This is a genomic window from Nocardia sp. Marseille-Q1738, assembly GCF_965283145.1.
Window position 1 is genome coordinate 87,028 of record NZ_CBDIMS010000001.1, and the last position, 16,136, is coordinate 103,163.

The window sequence follows — 16,136 nt, forward strand, 5'->3', positions numbered from 1 at the left end:
TCATCAGTACGCGCTGCGCGTCGCCGCGGGCGCTCTCGAGTCTGTATGGCGAAATTCGGCAACAACTCGCCCGACACTTCGAAGCTGTAGCGGTGCTACGCCTCTGTCGTGATCGGGTACTCATTGGCGATCACGTGCGCTCGGCGGGCCAAATCGACTCGGCCACTTCGAGTACGGTGCCGTCTGGCCTTCGCGCAGTGTGGTGACCGGTCAGAAGGTCGTGTGGATGTGGTGCCGCCGAGCTACGAGCGGGCGCGGAATGCGATCGGCCGGATGTTCGGGCGGCCTGTGCTGCTCGACGGCCTGGAGACGGCCTGAGATGCGCATCGAGGCACGCCCGAACATCCTGCGATCTACAGAAACATCACCTGAGCAGCGCGCGAGACATCACTAGGCGCTGGATCTGGTTGGTGCCCTCGTAGATCTGGGTGATCTTCGCGTCGCGCATCATGCGCTCGACCGGGAAGTCGGTGGTGTAGCCCGCGCCGCCGAACAGCTGGACGGCGTTGGTGGTGACTTCCATGGCGACGTCGGAGGCGAAGCACTTGGCGGCGGCGGAGATGAAGCCGAGGTTCTTCTCGCCGCGCTCGGCGCGGGCGGCCGAGCTGTAGACCATGAGGCGGGCGGCCTCGATCTTCATCGCCATGTCGGCGAGCATGAACTGGGTGTTCTGGAAGTCGGCGATCGACTTGCCGAACTGCTTGCGGTCCTTGGTGTAGGCGATGGCCGCGTCCAGCGCACCCTGGGCGAGGCCGACGGCCTGCGCGCCGATGGTCGGGCGGGTGTGGTCGAGGGTCTGCAGCGCGGTCTTGAAGCCGGTGCCCGGCTCGCCGACGATGCGGTCACCCGGCACCCGGCAGTTCTCGAAGTACAGCTCCGCGGTGGGCGAGCCCTTGATGCCGAGCTTGTGCTCCAGCGGGCCGACCACGAAGCCCTCGTCGTCCTTGTGCACCAGGAACGCCGAGATACCGTTGGCGCCCTTGTCCGCGTCGGTCACCGCCATCACGGTGTACCAGGAGGACTTGCCGCCGTTGGTGATCCAGCACTTGGAGCCGTTGATGATCCAGTCGTCGCCGTCCTGCTTGGCCCGGGTGCGCATGCTGGCCGCGTCGGAACCGGCCTCGCGCTCGGACAGCGCGTAGGACGCCATCTCGCCGTTGACGATGTCGGACAGCACCTTCTTCTTCAGCTCCTCGGAGCCGTTCAGGATCAGGCCCATGGTGCCGAGCTTGTTGACCGCGGGGATCAGCGAGGAGGAACCGCAGACGCGGGCGACCTCTTCGATCACGATGCAGGTGGCCACCGAGTCGGCGCCCTGACCGCCGTACGCCTCGGGCACGTGCACGGCATTGAAGCCGGAGGCGTTGAGCGCGGTCAGCGCCTCTTCGGGGAAGCGGGAGTTGCCGTCGACGTCCTTGGCGTGCGGGGCGATCTCCTTCTCGGCGAGCGCACGGATCGCCTCGCGCAGCTCATCGTGGAAGTCCTCGAGCTTGAACAGGTCGAAATCGGGGTTTCCCGCCATCGGGCTCACTCCTGGTCGTCGGTGATGATCGCTGATATCCGCCAGCACATCGGCACTCAGTGCCACTTTGTCACCGAGTATACCCACATATACGTCGGCCACGTGCGGATAAACCGTGGCACTCAGTGTCAGATTGGTCGCATTCCGGTCCTGGTCAGAGCGTGCCGAGCTTGCGCAGGAGCAGATCGGCGACCTGCCTGGGCGGAGCGTCGCGGGGAAATACGGCGACGACCAGCTCATCGGCATTCGCCGTGCGCCTGGCGCCGCGCGGAATCGCGGCCAGCTCTACCCGCAGATCCGCGGCGCCCGCGTCCGACTCGCCGCGCACCATCCGGCGCAGCAGATAGTTGTGCGTCGCCGTCACGGCCGCGGTGAACTGCACCCGGGCCAGATCCGGCACATCGGGCAGCCGTTCACGCAGGTAGTCGGTGAACAACCGCTCGTAACGGAACACCGTGACGATCTCCCGCTCACGCAGCGCGGAGACCCGGCGCACCACCTGATACCGCCGCGCCGCGATGTCCCGCCACTGCGTGAATCGCTCGAACACCTGCACCACCGCCGAGCACACCGCCTCCCACGGGTCCTCGCGCGACGCGGAGAGGAACTCGGCCGCCTGCGCCAACTGCGACTCGTGATCGGCGAAGATCACATCCTCTTTCGACCGGAACTGCCGGAAGAACGTCCGCCGCGAGATCCCGGCCGCTTCCGCGATCTCGTCCACAGTCGTCGCCTCATACCCCTTCTCGGCGAACAACCGCAGCGCCTGATCCACCACCGTGAGCCGAAAGTAGGCGGTGTCGTCGTTGCCCCTCGGCCGCGCGATATCCCCTGTAGTCACGAACTCACCGTAGTCAGGGGCCGCCTGCGAAGGTTCCACACGGTGAGGGTTGGCGCTGTTTACGCCCGCACGAAGATCTACAGCGCGGGTTCGAGCTCGGCGCGGTGCTCGGTGACCCACCAGTGGGCGGAGCGGATGCGTGCGGGCACGCCGTCCGAGCGGAGCCGCATCATCGCGGGTTCCCCTGCGGCGGCTCCCCTTTCGATTCCGTGCTGGCACCGGTCCTGCCACCACAGGATTGTGTCGAGGAGTTCGTCGCGTTCGTTGGTTCCGTAGGCGTCGCACATCAGGCGCAGCAGTGTGGCAGTGGTGGGGATATTGGTGATGGCGGGGCCGAGGCCCAGGTACTGCCAGCATGCCTGGGCCAGATCGTGGATGCGACGGCCAGGAGCGGCCAGGTCCCAGTCCAGGAAAGCGACGGGCCGCAGGCCGTCGCCCAGATCTCGATAGACAGTGTTCTTCGGCGAGAGGTCGTTGTGGCAGACCACTTCGGTGTCCGCCGCGAGGTCGGTTCCCGCGGTCAGATCGTGGAACGCACGGATCAGCTCCGCCACCCGGGCCAAGGCAGCCGGGGAGGCGATCGGCACGGAGCGTGCCTGGTCGGATGCCACATGTCCGTCGAGGTACGTGAGAATCTCACGCCCTTGCTCGTCCATCCCGAGGAAGCGAGGCGCGCCCGCCCAGCCGTACCGCTCGAACCGGCCGAGGAGTTCGTGCGCGAACTCGGCCCGCGCACTGGGGCGTCGGCGAACGGTGTCGCCGACGCGGACCACGTCATTGACGAAGCCCCCTCGCAAGAGGATCTCCCGCATATTCGCGCCCGGGAACGGCTCAGCCCAACAGCTTGGTGCGCAGGGCGTCGTCCTTGTCCAGGACCATCTGTTCCAGTCCGGCCTGGAACTGTTCCATGCGGGTGCGCAGGGCCGGGTCGTGGGCGGCGAGGATGCGGGCGGCGAGCAGGCCCGCGTTGCGGGCGCCGCCGATGGAGACGGTGGCGACGGGGACGCCTGCGGGCATCTGGACGATGGACAGCAGCGAATCCATGCCGTCGAGGTACTTGAGCGGGACCGGCACGCCGATCACTGGGAGCGGTGTCGCCGAGGCGACCATGCCGGGGAGGTGGGCCGCGCCGCCCGCGCCCGCGATGATCACTTTCAGCCCCCGGCCCGCGGCCTCGCGCGCGTAGTCGAGCATGCGCTGCGGGGTGCGGTGCGCCGAGACGACGCCAACCTCGAAGCGAATCCCGAACTCCGCCAACGCTTCCGCCGCAGCCTCCATGGTCGGCCAGTCCGAGTCGCTGCCCATGATCAGGCCGACCGACGGGGTCACGGCCTCTGCTTCACTCATGCGGATCCCATCTATCGGTCCATACCGCGTGCGACATCCAGTGCGCCGCCCGCTCGGCCTTCTCCCGAACCTCGGCCACGTCGTCGCCGAGAACGTTCACATGCCCGATCTTGCGATCGGGACGCTCGCCCTTGCCGTACAGATGCACCTTCGCCGCGGGCATCCTGGCGAACAGGTGGTGCAGCCGCTCGTCCATCGACATGACCGGGGCCTGCGCCGCGCCGAGAATATTGGCCATCACCGTGACGGGCGCGAGCGGAGCGGTGTCGCCGAGCGGGTAGTCGAGCACGGCGCGCAGATGCTGCTCGAACTGGCCGGTGCGGGCGCCGTCCATCCCCCAGTGCCCGGAATTGTGCGGCCGCATGGCCAGCTCGTTCACCAGCAGTTGGCCATCGGTGGTCTCGAACAGCTCCACCGCCATCACGCCGACCACACCGAGTTCCTTGGCGAGATTCAGCGCCATGGTCTCCGCGGCGGTGGCGGTGTGCTCCGGCAGACCGGGCGCGGGCGCGATCACCACCGCGCACTGTCCGTTGCGCTGCACGGTCTCCACCACCGGCCAGGTCGCCGCCTGCCCGAACGGCGAACGCGCCACCATCGCCGACAGCTCCCGCTTCAGGTCGACCTTCGCCTCGGCGAGCAGCTGGACGCCGTGTGCGAGCTGATCGCTGACGATCGCCTCGGCCGCCTCGGCGGATTCGGGCATCCACACACCGCGCCCGTCGTAACCGCCGCGCACCGCCTTCAGCACGATCCGCCAATCGTGCTCCTGACCGAAGCGCACCGCGTCGGCGACCGAGGTGACCGGCGTGAAGGCGGGCACGGGCAGCCCGAGCTCGCTCAGCTTGGTGCGCATGGCCAGCTTGTCCTGCGCGTAGACCAGCGCCCGCGGCGGCGGCTGCACGTTGACACCCTCGGCGACCAGCGCCTCCAAGTGTTCGGTCGGCACGTGCTCGTGGTCGAAGGTCAGCGCGTGTGAGCCGACCGCGGCCTTGCGCAGCGCGGTCAGATCGGTATGGCTGCCGAGTACCACATCCGGGCTCACCTGTGCGGCCGGGTCATCGGGGTTCTCGGCGAGCACGCGCAGCCGCTGGCCCAGCGCGATGGCCGCCTGGTGGGTCATGCGCGCGAGCTGGCCACCACCGATCATGGTGACGGTGGGCATGGCCGATGGATCGAAGGAACGAGCGCTCACGTCGGACCATATTGTCATGTCCGGCGCAAATGATCGGGACCGGTACACTCCGGTCTTGTGTCATTCGTCGACGACGTGGTCAGCGTCCTCCCCAAGCCGCTGCAAGATATCGCATACCGGCATCGGGAACTGATCAAGTTCGCGATCGTCGGCGCGACCACGTTCGTCATCGACAGCGGCATCTTCTACGCGCTGAAGTGGACGGTGCTGGCGGAGAAGCCGGTGACCGCCAAGATCATCTCCGGCGTCATCGCCGTGATCGCCTCCTACATCCTCAACCGGGAGTGGTCGTTCAAGAACCGGGGCGGACGCGAGCGCCATCACGAAGCGCTGCTGTTCTTCGGCGTCAGCGGCGTCGGCGTCGTCCTGGCCTTCACTCCATTGTGGATTTCCAGCTACATCTTCGACCTGCGGCAACCCAACGTGAGCTTCACGGTGGAGAACATCGCCGACTTCATCAGCGCGTTCGTCATCGGCAATCTGCTGCAGATGGCCTTCCGGTTCTGGGCGATGCGCCGCTGGGTGTTCCCGGACGAAATGAGCGAGCTCGAAGCGGAATTCGTGGATCTGGTGGAAGAGGAACTCGGCCGCAGCTGAGTCACCTCGGCTCGGGCACGACCGCCGCCGGACGAACCTTCGACGACCCGAGGAACACCGCGAACAGCGCGGGCCTGCGCCGCTGCAATTCCAGCCGGCCACCGTCGGCCTCGACCAGAGCCCGCGCCAGCGCCAACCCCACACCCGTCGAACCGCCCGCGGAGAATCCCCGGTCGAAGATGTGCGGCGCCAGCTCGTCGCGCACGCCGTGGCCCTCGTCGGCGACCTCGACACACACCAGCGGTTCGCGGTCGGCTCCCGGCCACACCGAACGCACCGACACCGTGCAGGTCCCGCCGCCGTGCATGAGCGCGTTGTCCACGAGCACCGCCACCGCCTCGCGCAACCGCGAACCCGTGATCGGCGCGCGCAGTGAATCGTCGCCGGTCAGCGTGAGAGTGCGGCCCGCCTCGGTGAACGGGTGGGTCCATTCGGCCACCACGCCGCGCAATTCGGCCATCACCGGCACCGGGTCGCGGTCGGCCGCGTCCTCGTCACGGGACGCGCGCACCAGGTCGTCGATCGCTTCGGTGAGCCGGTCCACCTGGGCCATCGCCTCCTCGGCCTCGTGCACCACCTCCGGATCGGCGTGCGCGGACAGCTCGTCGAGGCGCAGCCGCACGGCGGTCAGCCTGCTGCGCAACTGATGCGAGACGTCGGCGACCAGGGCGTGTTCGCGCTGCAGTCGTCCGGCGATCTCCACGGTCGCGGAGTCGAGCACGTCGGAGACGCGATCCAGTTCGGCGATACCGTGCCTGCGCGGATCGGGCCGGAAATCGCCCATCGCCAGCCGGGCGGCGCGCGCCGCCACGTCGCGCAGCGGATCGGCCACTCGGCGAGCGGTGACCACCGCCACCGAGACCGCCGCGCCCAGCGAGGCGAGCACCGCGAGCGCGACCACCGCGACCGCCTGGCGCTGCATGGCGTGCATCGGCGCCGATGGCACCTCCAAGCGCAGTGACCCGGACGTGCCCATCGACAGCGACTCCACCAGCGGGTCGGGCACCTCGGCCACTCCGAGGTCGCGGCGGGAGGCGTTGTCCGCGGGCGCGGGATAGACGATGGTCAGTCTGCTGTTCTCGGGCACCAGCGCCGCCACCGATCTGGTGTCCAGCTCGCCGAGCACCATCCCATCGCCGTGCTCCTGCGCGATGATCTCCGCGGCGATCCGGTCCAGCCGGTTCTGCAGGTCGTTGCGGGTGATGTCCTCCACCCACAGCCACGCCGTGTAGATCAGCGGCACGCCGAGCACCACCGTGGTGAGCGTGAGCACGGTGAGCATCGAACGCAGAATGCGGCGGCGCATGTCAGTCGGTGTTCAGCCGGAACCCGACACCGCGGACGGTGACGATGCGCCGTTCGGCCATCGGCCCCTCGTCGCCGATCTTGCGGCGCAGCCAGGACATGTGCATGTCCAAGGTCTTGGAGCCACGCAGTTCGGCGTCGCCCCACACCGCGCGCAGGATGGTCTCCCGCGGCACCACCTGGCCCGCCCGATCGATCAGCACCTTGAGCAGCTCGTATTCCTTGTTGGCCAAACCGATTTCGACGCCGTTGACCATAACCCGCCGCGCCGCGGGCTCCAGGCGGATACCGCCGACCTCTACCGTGTCGTCGCCGATTCCACTGCGCCGCAACAACGCTCGCACTCGGGCGAGCAGTTCGGCGAGCCGGAACGGCTTACCGACGTAGTCGTCGGCGCCCGCGTCCAATCCGACCACGAAGTCCACCTCGTCGGTGCGCGCGGTGAGCATCAGCACGGCCAGATCCGCGCCGCGGGCACGCACCTGACGGCACACCTCCAGCCCGTCCATGCCGGGCAGGCCGAGGTCGAGAATGAGCAGATCGTGGCCGCCCTCCAGTGCACGCTGCAGCACGGCTGGACCGAAACTCTCGACGGTCACCGAGTAACCCTCGCGGCCGAGCGCGCGCGATAGCGGAGCGGCGATGGCCTCGTCGTCCTCGGCCAGCAGTACGGCGGTCATACGCCCAGGTTACGGGCTCACCGGTAGCTGCGGCGGTCGTCCCAGCGATCGTCGTGCCCGTTGTGCTGGCGTTCGACCTCGAACACCTGGTGATACAGCAGCGAATGCACCTGCTGGACGGACGGGATGTCGTCGTACTCCAACGGCTCGGAGGAGGACGATTCGATGATCAGCGTCCCGGTGCCGAGCAACCGGTCGAACAGGCCGTGCCGGAACTGGACACTGGAGATCCGGCTCATCGGGATATCTATGCCGCTGTGGGTGATCACGCCCTGGCGCACCAGCACCCTGCGGTCGGTGACGATGAAATGCGTCGACTTCCACGTGATTATCGGTGCGACACAACGCCATAGGAGAATCCCCAGGTACACCACGAGCACCGTGAGCAGCAACGCGGCGCGCGCGGTTCCCTCGGCTTTGCGCGAGATCAGTCCCGCCGCGAAACCGGCGAGCGCGGTGGCGACGATCAGCGTCACGATCGGCCAGAAGAGCATTTTCCAATGCGGATGACGATGGAGCATCAGCTGTTCGTCGGGCGCCAGGACATCCTCCGGATAACCCATGCCACGCACACTACCGGGTGCGGATGCCGGAAAGGCGCACGCCGCAGCGCGTCATGCTGCACAATCGTCGGCCTGCGTGTGACGATTCCTCCGCGGTTGCTCTCCGCCGATCCGGCTCTGTCCCGACGTGCACCGCACAACGCCCGGTTGCCCGGTCGAGCAGTTCGTCGCTACCGGGCTTTTCGCACTGTGACGCTTGCCGTTTCGGCGATCACTGCCCCACGCGCAGGTGCGTGACGTCGGCCGCCGACACCGCTTCACCGTCGATGAGCAGGCGCCCGGCATCGTCGATGTCTTCGGCGAGGCCGGTCAGCGTCCGGCCGCCGGGCAGTTCGGCACGAACCTGGGTGCCGATCGTCGCGCACCGCTCGCGATAGGCGGCGGCCAGCTCGCCGATCGCCCAGTCGTCGTCGCGCCAGGCGGAGAAACGACGGGCGAACTCGGTCAGCAGCGAGCGGACGAGCACGGTGCGATCGGTCTGTTCCGCCCCGGCCAGGACGAGCGACGTCGCGTGCGGCACCGGCAGTTCGGCTTCGGTGAGGCTCACGTTGAGCCCGACGCCGACCACCACCGCCGGCGCACCGGCGCCCGCCGCGACCTCGGCGAGGATGCCCGCGACCTTGCGGCCATCGATCAGCACATCGTTCGGCCATTTGAGCTCGGCAGGCACGTCCGTGGTCGCCCGCAGCGCGTCGACCACGGCCACGCCGGTCAGCAGGGACAGCCAGCCGAGCGTGGCCGGGTCGATTCCGCGCAATCGCACCAGCACCGACATCGAGATCTGCGCCCGCGGCGGGCTGACCCAGGTCCGCGCGTGCCGGCCGCGCCCCTCCTCCTGTGCCTCCGCCAGGAGAACCGCGTGGTCGGCGCCCGGCTCGGCCGCGCGCGCGATCAGGTCCGTGTTCGTGGACCCGGTCGACTCCACCACGTCGATCTGCGAGAAGAACGACAGCTCGGGCGACTCGATGACGCTGCGCCGTAACTGCTCTGCATCCAACGGTGGCCTCTGCATACCGGCAGGCTACCCGTCGGGCGAGACGCTACCCGGCCAGGTCGAACTCGCCGATGAACGGGTCGCGCGCCGCCGCGCGTACCCCATCGCCTTCCGCGGACAGCTCCTCCGTGGTGGTCTCGGCCCAGTACTCGGGCTCGCCGTACTTCGGCTCGGTCTCGGCGGGCTGCGTGGTCCACGCCGCGGCGGCGGCGTATTCGGCGAAAGTCTTGCTCCATTCCCACATGACGGGCTCCTCCCCTGAGCTCGAAAATCCGTCGCTGCCAGGCTATCCGGACACGACCGATGGGCGATACTCATTTTCCGCCCGCCAACCCCGCGACCGACCAGGAAGTTCGTCCCCTGAAATATGATCTAGCTGCGTTTTTAACCCGCGGGTAGCGCGGACTCGGTTACGGAGAAGCACTGGCACTGGTTACACTCCGGAGCCATGACGAGTGTCCAGCAGCAGCCCGCCTCAGGCCCGGCGGACTCCCCCGATATCCACACCACCGCCGGGAAGCTGGCTGACCTGCGGAATCGGCTGGAAGAGGCCAAGCACCCGATGGGTGAGGCCGCAGTCGACAAGGTGCACGCGAAGGGCAAGATGACCGCCCGCGAGCGCATCCTCGCCCTACTGGACGAGGGTTCCTTCGTCGAACTCGACGCGCTGGCCCGCCACCGCAGCGTCAACTTCGGCTTGGAGAACAACCGCCCGCTCGGCGACGGCGTGGTCACCGGCTACGGCACCATCGACGGCCGCGACGTGTGCATCTTCAGCCAGGACGTCACGGTGTTCGGCGGCAGTCTCGGCGAGGTCTACGGCGAGAAGATCGTCAAGGTGATGGACCTGGCACTGAAGACCGGCCGCCCGCTGATCGGCATCAACGAGGGCGCGGGCGCGCGCATCCAGGAGGGCGTGGTCTCGCTGGGCCTCTACGGCGAGATCTTCCACCGCAACATCCAGGCCTCCGGCGTGATCCCGCAGATCTCGTTGATCATGGGCCCGGCCGCGGGCGGGCACGTGTACTCCCCGGCGCTGACCGACTTCGTGGTGATGGTCGACGGCACCAGCCAGATGTTCGTCACCGGCCCGGACGTCATCAAGACGGTCACCGGCGAGGACGTCACCATGGAGGACCTGGGCGGCGCGCACACGCACATGGTGAAGTCCGGCGTGGCGCACTACGTCGCCTCGGGCGAGCAGGACGCGCTGGACTACGTCAAGGACCTGCTGTCCTACCTGCCGAGCAACAACCGCGCCGAAGCGCCGCGGTTCCCGGCCACCGACCCGATCACCGGCGCCATCGAGGACTCGCTCACCGAGGAGGACCTCGAACTCGACACGATCATCCCGGACTCGCCGAACCAGCCCTACGACATGCACGAGGTGATCCGTCGCCTGCTCGACGACGACGAGTTCCTCGAGGTGCAGGCCGCGCGCGCGATGAACGTCATCGTCGGCTTCGGCCGGATCGATGGCCGCAGCGTCGGCATCGTGGCCAACCAGCCCACCCAGTTCGCGGGCTGCCTGGACATCGACGCCTCGGAGAAGGCCGCCCGTTTCGTGCGCACTTGCGACGCGTTCAACATCCCGATCATCACCCTGGTCGACGTTCCCGGCTTCCTGCCCGGCACGGGGCAGGAGTACAACGGCATCATCCGGCGCGGCGCGAAGCTTCTCTACGCCTACGGCGAGGCCACTGTGGGCAAAATCACGATCATCACGCGGAAGGCCTACGGCGGCGCCTACGACGTCATGGGTTCCAAGCACATGGGCGCCGACGTGAACCTCGCCTGGCCGACCGCGCAGATCGCCGTCATGGGCGCTTCCGGCGCCGTCGGATTCGTCTACCGCAAGCAGCTGCAGCAAGCCGCCAAGGAGGGCGGAGACGTCGATGCGCTGCGGCTCGAGCTGCAGAACGAGTACGAGGACACACTCGTGAACCCGTACGTCGCCGCCGAGCGCGGATACGTCGACGCGGTCATCCCGCCGTCGCACACCCGGGGCCAGATCGTGTCCGCGCTGCGACTGCTCGAACGCAAGATGGTGACCCTTCCGCCGAAGAAACACGGCAACATTCCGCTGTGATCGAGCGATACCCTCGTTGGGCCGCGCAGACTGGTTGCAGAGACGCAATGAGTGAATCCGAGGATGATTGCTTCATCCGTAAACAGTCGGAAAATGGGAACAGCCTGACCAGGTGATCATCCTGATCGAGGCACAGAGAGGATCTGGCACTGTGACGACCGTGGCAGAAGAAGATGTGTTGACCGCCGTCGAACTGGATCTCGCAGTCGACCCGCTCACGGACGAGGTCGGTGCGCCCACCGGCCAGGACGCGGCCACGCTACCCGCCGAAGCCACCGCGGAGCCGCTCTTCCGTGTCGTGAAGGGCTCGCCCACCGACGAGGAACTCGCCGCGCTGGTGTGTGTGCTGTCCGCCCTGGCGAGCGATGCCGCGCCGGCGGGCCCGTCCGGCCCTCCGGACGGGTGGGGCCGCCCGACGCTGATGCATCGCGGCACTTCGCCGTTCTCCCCGTACGCCTTCCCGCAGCTGTCCCACCTGCGCGGGTGACCCATCTGATTCTCGCTTCCGCGTCGCCTGCCCGCCGGGAGGTTCTCCGCTCGGCGGGCATCGACCCGATCGTCCGGGTTTCCGCCGTGGACGAAGACGCGGTGGCCGCCGCTCTCCCCGAGGGCACACCACCGCAGGTAGTCGTGGTGGAACTCGCACGGGCCAAAGCGGACGCCGTAGCCGCCGGCATTCCCGAGTTCGCCGCCGACTGCGTTGTGGTGGCTTGTGATTCGATGCTGCTCGTCGACGGCGAACTCCAGGGCAAACCGCACACCCCCGAGGTCGCTCGCGCCCGCTGGGGCGACATGGCCGGGCGCAGCGCGGATCTCGTGACCGGCCACTGCGTCGTGCGGCTCCAGGACGGTCAGGTCACCGCCGAAGCGGTCGACTGCAGCAGCACCACCGTGCATTTCGCCAAGCCGGAGCCGGATGAGCTGGACGCCTATATCGCCACCGGCGAACCGCTTCAGGTGGCGGGTGCGTTCACCCTGGACGGACTCGGCGGCTGGTTCGTCGATCGCATCGACGGCGACCCGTCCAGCGTCATCGGCATCGGGCTACCACTGCTGCGCCGACTGCTTGGCGACGTTGGGATCAGCGTTACGCAGTTGTGGGGCCACACGGCCTGAGGGCGCGGGGAACGCCTCCGCGTCGCCGCCAGGAGGCACCGTGGCCGCCTCCTGGGCTTTCTCGCGCGACGCGGCCATCAGTTCCAGTCGGACCACGCACAATTCCGGCTCGACGAACGGATGCATCCGGACGTCGATCTCGCCGCGCGCACCGCCCCGCTCCAGCACCTCTTCGATCAGACCCAGGTGCACGCCGCACACCACCTCGGAATGCGTTCGCGCGAGTTCGCGCAGCGGACACGCCGTCAACCGGATCAGCGCCTTGTCGTCGGTCTCCGAGGACGGATCGCGTTCGGGCGCGAAGCCGAGTTCCGACATCAGCGTCATGGTGACGTCCTTGGCGTCCTCCAGCGATTCGACCCGGTGCTCACCGATATCGACCTTGGTGCCCCACGCTCGGCCCGCCGCGATGGCGGCCTCCGATCTGCGCCGCGGGTCGGGCCCCAACTGGTCGGCGAGCACCTGCGCCAGGTCCTGATAGCCCACCGATCGCTGCACCGCGCTGTAGCCGATACGCGGACGCCCGCGACCGCGCGGCGGCTGCTGGAATTGCCGGACGAGGGATTCCCTGGTGAGCACGTCCAGATGGAACCGGACCGTGGTGACGTGCTGTCCGGTGATCCTGGCCAGTTCCTGAGCGTCGAGAGGCTCGCTTGCGCCACGTAGGATCGCGAGCAGTCGCCGCCGCGGCCAAGAATCGGACATAGCTCACCCCTCCTCCCGGGAGACTTTATCGGATGTAGGTGCCATTTATTCGCCCCTCATCCGATTTGTGATCTGAAACGAGAGTCACTGTCGTCTCATACCTACCATCGCTGTGAGACTTCCCAATCGCTGTCACCGCCGCCCTACCCACGCATGAAGGACCCACATCGTGCCCGTTGCCCCGGATCCTCATCCCTCGTTCGGTTCCTACGCACACTCTCACCGACTAGTAACCACCGAGTGGCTGTCGGCAAACATCGGCGCGAAGGGACTCAAGATCATCGAGGCCAACGAGGACACGCTGCTCTACGACATCGGGCACGTTCCGGGCGCCACCAAGCTGGATTGGCGAAGCGATCTGAACGATCCGGTCACGCGCGACTATATCGACGGAACCCGCTTCACCGAACTGATGCGCGCCAAAGGAATAGAACGTGATGACACTGTGGTGATCTACGGGGATCGCGGCAACGCGCAAGCGGCGCACACCGCGTGGGTATTCACCCTGTTCGGACACGAGGACGTGCGGTTGCTCGACGGCGGCCGGACGGCGTGGATCTCCGAGGGGCGCGACACGACCTTCGAGCCCGCCTACCCCGTGCCCAGCGACTACCCGACCGTGCGCCGCGACGACGGCACCGCCCGCGCCTTCCGCGAGGACGTGCTCGCACACCTCGGCAAACCGCTGGTCGACGTGCGCGCGCCCGACGAGTATTCCGGCGCGCTCGCCCAGAAGCCGGACACTCCGGAAGACGCGGCGCTGCGCGGCGGCCACATCCCCACCGCGTCGAACATCCCGTGGAGCGAGACGCTCGCCTCCGACGGGCGGTTCCGTTCCCGCGCCGACCTCGAGGACGTCTACCGCGCGCTACCCAGCCAGGAGGACCTGATCGTCTACAGTCGGGTCGGCGTACGATCCGGCCACACCTGGTTCGTGCTGACCCATCTGCTCGGCTACGACCGCGTGCGGAACTACGACGGCTCCTGGACCGAGTGGGGCAACTCGGTGCGGATGCCGATCGCCAAGGGGGATGAACCCGGCGAGGTCCCCTCGGGTGGTGGTTCGCGGCGCACCCGCAGCAGGTAGGGCCGTGACCGATCCCTGCCACAGCCCGCGTACGTTGTGATCCACGACCTACTGTGGAGTAGGACTAGCCGAGTTCGGCGTCTGTTGGCACACTGCCTACACTCGCCGAGACGTAAGTTTGTCGATTACGGGAGCGGAGCCTGCGCAGCGACCCCATCCCCCTGAAGCGACCAAAAGAATGCACACAGGAGGCTCAGTGCCCAGCCATGCCAGCGCGCGGATCACGAAGGTACTCGTAGCTAACCGAGGCGAAATCGCCGTGCGCGTGATCCGGGCGGCCAAGGACGCCGGTATCGGCAGCGTCGCGGTGTACGCCGAGCCGGACGCCGACGCACCGTTCGTCAAGCTCGCCGACGAGGCCTTCGCCCTGGGCGGCCAGACCTCGGCCGAGTCGTACCTGGTGTTCGACAAGATTCTCGGCGCCGCGGCCAAGTCCGGCGCCGACGCCATCCACCCGGGCTACGGCTTCCTCTCCGAAAACGCCGACTTCGCACAGGCGGTCATCGACGCGGGGCTGATCTGGATCGGCCCGTCCCCGCAGTCGATCCGCGACCTGGGCGACAAGGTCACCGCGCGGCACATCGCCGAGCGCGCGAACGCGCCGATGGCCGCGGGCACCAAGGACCCGGTCAAGGATGCGAACGAGGTCGTGGAGTTCGCCGAGAAGTACGGCGTTCCGGTGGCCATCAAGGCGGCATTCGGCGGCGGTGGCCGGGGTATGAAGGTCGCGCACTCCATCGAGGAGATCCCCGAGCTGTTCGATTCCGCCGTTCGCGAGGCGACCGCCGCGTTCGGCCGTGGCGAATGCTTCGTCGAGCAGTACCTGGACAAGGCCCGCCACGTCGAGGCGCAGGTACTCGCCGACAAGCACGGCAACGTCGTGGTCGCAGGCACCCGCGACTGCTCGCTGCAGCGGCGCTTCCAGAAGCTCGTCGAGGAGGCGCCGGCGCCGTTCCTGTCCGACGAGGTGCGCGCGAAGATCCACGCCTCGGCCAAGGCCATCTGCAAGGAAGCCCACTACTACGGCGCCGGCACCGTGGAATACCTGGTGCAGGGTGAGACGGTCTCCTTCCTCGAGGTGAACACCCGACTGCAGGTCGAGCACCCGGTCACCGAGGAGACCTCGGGCATCGACCTCGTGCGCCAGCAGTTCCGGATCGCCAACGGCGAGAAGCTGGAGATCACCGAGGACCCGGCCCCCCGCGGCCACTCCTTCGAGTTCCGCATCAACGGTGAGGACGCCGGCCGCGGCTTCCTGCCCGCCCCGGGCCCGGTCACCGTCTACCGGGAGCCCTCCGGCCCCGGTGTGCGCGTGGATTCCGGTGTGGTGCAGGGCAGCGTGATCGGCGGACAGTTCGACTCGATGCTGGCCAAGCTGATCGTCACCGGCGAGAACCGCACCCAGGCATTGGAGCGTGCGCGGCGCGCGCTGGCCGAATTCGAGGTCGACGGCCTGGCCACCGTCATCCCGTTCCACCGGGCGATCGTCGAGGACCCGGCATTCGTGGGCGACGGCGAGAAGTTCGACGTCTACACCAAGTGGATCGAAAACGAGTGGGTCAACACCATCGAGCCGTTCGCGGGCGTGGGCGCCCCGGCCGACGAGGACGAGGAGCTGCCGCGACGGAAGGTCGTCGTCGAGGTCGGCGGGCGCCGCGTCGAGGTGTCGCTGCCCGGTAACTTCACCGTCGGCGCCGGAGCCGAGGGGGCCGCGGGCAACGGCGCGGGTGTCATCCGCAAGAAGCCCAAGCCTCGCAAGCGTGGCGGCGCGGGCGCCGGTGCGGCCTCCGGTGACGCGGTCACCGCTCCGATGCAGGGCACCGTCGTCAAGGTCGCCGTCGAGGAGGGCCAGTCGGTCGAGGCGGGCGATCTGATCCTGGTGCTCGAAGCCATGAAGATGGAAAACCCGGTCAACGCCCACAAGGCGGGTGTGGTCACCGGCCTGTCCGTGGAGGCGGGCGCGGCGATCACCCAGGGCACGGTTCTCGCGGAGATCAAGTAGACACCCTGGCGGAGACCGTCCCGGAGCGGGCGCAGGACAACGACGTCCGCGCCCGCTCCGCTCGTTTCCGGAGATCCGTGGTCGCGCAAGCGG

General features: G+C 67.9%; 17 protein-coding genes. 6 read left to right on the top strand and 11 right to left on the bottom strand.

Going from position 1 to position 16,136, the window contains the following annotated elements; genetic code table 11:
* Nucleotides 1-364 precede the first annotated feature (364 nt).
* The 5 genes from ACWPXK_RS00440 to ACWPXK_RS00460 form a co-directional block, all read right to left on the bottom strand.
* On the bottom strand, nt 365-1,522 hold the full coding sequence (locus ACWPXK_RS00440; RefSeq protein ID WP_454194032.1) for an acyl-CoA dehydrogenase: 1,158 nt from the start codon (nt 1,520-1,522) through the stop codon (nt 365-367).
* A gap of 154 nt (nt 1,523-1,676) precedes the next feature.
* Nucleotides 1,677-2,363 (bottom strand): TetR family transcriptional regulator, encoded by a 687-nt coding sequence (locus ACWPXK_RS00445; protein WP_454194033.1) that lies wholly within the window; start codon nt 2,361-2,363, stop codon nt 1,677-1,679.
* A gap of 77 nt (nt 2,364-2,440) precedes the next feature.
* Entirely contained in the window at nt 2,441-3,175 is a 735-nt protein-coding gene (locus ACWPXK_RS00450; RefSeq protein ID WP_454194034.1) for a phosphotransferase, read from the bottom strand.
* Nucleotides 3,176-3,194: 19 nt separating this feature from the next.
* On the bottom strand, nt 3,195-3,710 hold the full coding sequence (gene purE / locus ACWPXK_RS00455; RefSeq protein WP_454194035.1) for a 5-(carboxyamino)imidazole ribonucleotide mutase: 516 nt from the start codon (nt 3,708-3,710) through the stop codon (nt 3,195-3,197).
* On the bottom strand, nt 3,703-4,923 hold the full coding sequence (locus ACWPXK_RS00460) for a 5-(carboxyamino)imidazole ribonucleotide synthase (protein ID WP_454194036.1): 1,221 nt from the start codon (nt 4,921-4,923) through the stop codon (nt 3,703-3,705). The genes purE and ACWPXK_RS00460 overlap by 8 nt, the downstream gene beginning before the upstream one ends.
* A 39-nt stretch (nt 4,924-4,962) precedes the next feature.
* On the opposite strand from ACWPXK_RS00460, the gene ACWPXK_RS00465 reads away from it, so the two are divergent.
* Entirely contained in the window at nt 4,963-5,502 is a 540-nt protein-coding gene (locus ACWPXK_RS00465) for a GtrA family protein (protein WP_442943973.1), read from the top strand.
* 1 nt (nt 5,503) lies between these two features.
* On the opposite strand, the gene ACWPXK_RS00470 is transcribed toward ACWPXK_RS00465, so the two are convergent.
* From ACWPXK_RS00470 to ACWPXK_RS00490, 5 genes are all read right to left on the bottom strand, one after another.
* The gene (locus ACWPXK_RS00470; RefSeq protein WP_454194037.1) at nt 5,504-6,808 is read right to left on the bottom strand and encodes a sensor histidine kinase; all 1,305 of its coding nucleotides are present in this window, start codon (nt 6,806-6,808) and stop codon (nt 5,504-5,506) included.
* 1 nt (nt 6,809) lies between these two features.
* Complete coding sequence (locus ACWPXK_RS00475) at nt 6,810-7,487, bottom strand: response regulator transcription factor (RefSeq protein ID WP_454194038.1); 678 nt, start codon at nt 7,485-7,487, stop codon at nt 6,810-6,812.
* A 17-nt stretch (nt 7,488-7,504) separates the two neighbouring features.
* Nucleotides 7,505-8,050, bottom strand: coding sequence for a PH domain-containing protein (locus ACWPXK_RS00480; RefSeq protein WP_454194039.1), 546 nt, complete (start codon nt 8,048-8,050; stop codon nt 7,505-7,507).
* A 211-nt stretch (nt 8,051-8,261) separates the two neighbouring features.
* Nucleotides 8,262-9,062, bottom strand: a complete 801-nt coding sequence (locus ACWPXK_RS00485; protein ID WP_454194040.1) for a biotin--[acetyl-CoA-carboxylase] ligase — start codon at nt 9,060-9,062, stop codon at nt 8,262-8,264.
* 28 nt (nt 9,063-9,090) lie between these two features.
* On the bottom strand, nt 9,091-9,288 hold the full coding sequence (locus tag ACWPXK_RS00490; protein WP_454194041.1) for a hypothetical protein: 198 nt from the start codon (nt 9,286-9,288) through the stop codon (nt 9,091-9,093).
* Between the two features lie 204 nt (nt 9,289-9,492).
* Between ACWPXK_RS00490 and ACWPXK_RS00495 the strand changes: the two genes are divergently transcribed.
* The 3 genes from ACWPXK_RS00495 (at nt 9,493) to ACWPXK_RS00505 (ending at nt 12,249) form a co-directional block, all read left to right on the top strand.
* Nucleotides 9,493-11,133 (top strand): acyl-CoA carboxylase subunit beta, encoded by a 1,641-nt coding sequence (locus ACWPXK_RS00495; protein ID WP_454194042.1) that lies wholly within the window; start codon nt 9,493-9,495, stop codon nt 11,131-11,133.
* 151 nt (nt 11,134-11,284) lie between these two features.
* On the top strand, nt 11,285-11,620 hold the full coding sequence (locus ACWPXK_RS00500; protein WP_454194043.1) for an acyl-CoA carboxylase subunit epsilon: 336 nt from the start codon (nt 11,285-11,287) through the stop codon (nt 11,618-11,620).
* Nucleotides 11,617-12,249: a nucleoside triphosphate pyrophosphatase gene (locus ACWPXK_RS00505; RefSeq protein WP_454194044.1), complete on the top strand. Its 633-nt coding sequence runs from the start codon at nt 11,617-11,619 to the stop codon at nt 12,247-12,249. Before ACWPXK_RS00500 ends, ACWPXK_RS00505 begins: the two co-directional genes overlap by 4 nt.
* Here the strand turns inward: ACWPXK_RS00505 and ACWPXK_RS00510 are convergent.
* Entirely contained in the window at nt 12,178-12,954 is a 777-nt protein-coding gene (locus ACWPXK_RS00510) for a helix-turn-helix transcriptional regulator (RefSeq protein ID WP_454194045.1), read from the bottom strand. The two genes, ACWPXK_RS00505 and ACWPXK_RS00510, sit on opposite strands and share 72 nt — an antisense overlap.
* Nucleotides 12,955-13,123: 169 nt before the next feature.
* On the opposite strand from ACWPXK_RS00510, the gene ACWPXK_RS00515 reads away from it, so the two are divergent.
* Together ACWPXK_RS00515 and ACWPXK_RS00520 are read left to right on the top strand one after the other, a co-directional pair.
* Entirely contained in the window at nt 13,124-14,041 is a 918-nt protein-coding gene (locus ACWPXK_RS00515) for a sulfurtransferase (protein ID WP_454194046.1), read from the top strand.
* A 196-nt stretch (nt 14,042-14,237) separates the two neighbouring features.
* Entirely contained in the window at nt 14,238-16,043 is a 1,806-nt protein-coding gene (locus tag ACWPXK_RS00520) for an acetyl/propionyl/methylcrotonyl-CoA carboxylase subunit alpha (protein ID WP_454194047.1), read from the top strand.
* Nucleotides 16,044-16,136 lie beyond the last annotated feature (93 nt).